2 protein-coding genes are annotated in these 1852 nt (G+C 73.3%); both read right to left on the bottom strand.

The features are described 5' to 3' along the window. Positions 1 to 619: radical SAM protein (locus tag I59_RS03505; RefSeq protein WP_022902686.1), on the bottom strand; the 619-nt coding region annotated here is incomplete at its 3' end. 4 nt (positions 620 to 623) lie between these two features. Then, positions 624 to 1676 (bottom strand): glycosyltransferase family 87 protein, encoded by a 1053-nt coding sequence (locus I59_RS19065; protein ID WP_187289782.1) that lies wholly within the window; start codon positions 1674 to 1676, stop codon positions 624 to 626. Positions 1677 to 1852 lie beyond the last annotated feature (176 nt).

Genomic DNA, 1852 nt, shown 5'->3' with positions numbered 1-1852 from the left:
GGCATCTGCTCGATGAGCGGAGCTCGTACCCGCGCTCGAGGCACCAGTGCAGCAGGTCGGGGGCGAGGTGGTCGTTCACCCCGCGGAGCAGCACCGCGTTGACCTTGATCGCGAGCCCGGCGTCGTGTGCGGCCGACAACCCGGCGATCACCTTGTCGAGGAACGGCCGCCGGGTGACCTCGGTGAAGACGTCCGGGTCGACCGTGTCGAGCGAGACGTTCACCCGGCGGAGCCCGGCCGCGTACAGCGCCGACGCCCGGTGCGCCAGACCGATCGCGTTCGTCGTGAGGGACAGCTCGGGTGCGTCCGGCAGCGAGGCGCAGCGGGCGATCACGTCGACGAGGTCGTGCCGGAGCATCGGCTCGCCGCCGGTGAAGCGGACCTTGCGGACGCCGAAGCGCGCCGTGCCGATGCGCACGAGCCGCTCGATCTCCGCCGCGGTCATGAGGGCGTCGTCGGGGGCGAAGGGCAGCCCGGCTGCCGGCATGCAGTAGGTGCAGCGGAGGTTGCAGCGCTCGGTCAGCGACACCCGGAGGTCGACGGCACGACGGCCGAAGCGGTCCAGCAGTGCGTCCGCCGAGGGAGCGCCGGTCGAACCGAGCAGGGTCGCGGGAGCCATGCCGTCAGCGTACGTCCTCCGCGGACCGCGCACCTGTCGCCGCCGCGGGTGGGTGCGGTGCCCGGACGTCCCGGAAGAGCAGCCGGTCGCGCCACCGGGCCCAGTCGGACCGGCTCGTCCGGGCGAGCGTGCCGACCACCACGACGAGCACGGCCGCCGCCAGCCACCAGCGGTACGCCGCGGTCGACGGCCACACCCCGCGGAGTGCGATGGCGAGCCCGATCGACAGCCACTCCCAGCGTCCCGAGAGCGCCACGAACGGGATGAGGAGCAGCGCGTACCAGGGGTAGCGCGGGGTCACCGCGAGGAACGTCACGCCGATGAGCAGCACCTCGCCGGACCAGGGGTTCGCCGGGTCGGCGAGCCGCCACGCCACGGAGGCCGCGAGCAGCACGAGCAGCCCGACGACCACCGTGCCGGCGTCACCCGGGAACACGAGCGACACGAGTGCGAACCGGGAGCCGTCCTCGTACCCCTCCTCCGACAGGTAGCCGGGCAGGTACCCGAGCACCTTCGGCCCGGTCGAGAGCACGTAGGGCACGTAGAGCAGCGCGAACACCGCGATGCCGACCGGGATCGCCCACCAGTGCCGCCGGCGGCCGAGGAGCGGCGGGTACACGAGGGCGGGGATGAGCTTCGAGGCGGTGGCCGCACCGAGCAGCACGCCACCCCAGACCGGCCGACCGAACACGACGAGCACCGCGCCCGCCGTCGCCAGGGCCGCACCGAGCGCGTCGACGTGCGAGTTGGTCACGGCCTCCGCGGCGACGAGCGGCGACCACGCCCAGAGCGCTGCCCACCACACCGGCCGACCGGTCCGCCGGAGGACGGCGACCAGTCCGATGGTCACGCCGAGCGAGAGCAGGAGCCCGGCGACCTGGAAGGGCATGTACTGCGCCGTCGCCGGGACGAACGCGCGCACCAGGCCGAACCAGAGCTGCGCCATCGGCGGGTAGATCGTGACGACGTCCGACCGGTTGATCGCCACGCAGTGCCCGTCCGCGCCGTCACCGAGGCCGTGGTACCGCGGCAGCAGCGGCTTGCACGTGCCGTCCACCCTGTCGGGGAAAAGCCAGTCGGGCCGCAGTCCGGCCAGCGCGGCCGAGTCCGGCGTGTGCGCGTACGGTGAGATCCCGGCGTGCTGCACGATTCCCGTCCCAGGCGTAGCGAGCAGAGTCGGTACTGGTGTTGGGTTGTCCGGCGAGCGCGGCGAGCCCAACCACCAGGCCGCCA

This window comes from Curtobacterium sp. B8, assembly GCF_000333315.1.
Taxonomy (GTDB): domain Bacteria; phylum Actinomycetota; class Actinomycetes; order Actinomycetales; family Microbacteriaceae; genus Curtobacterium; species Curtobacterium luteum.
The sequence above is the reverse complement of the archived record's forward strand: the minus strand, read 5'-3'. Positions and strand labels throughout refer to the sequence as shown.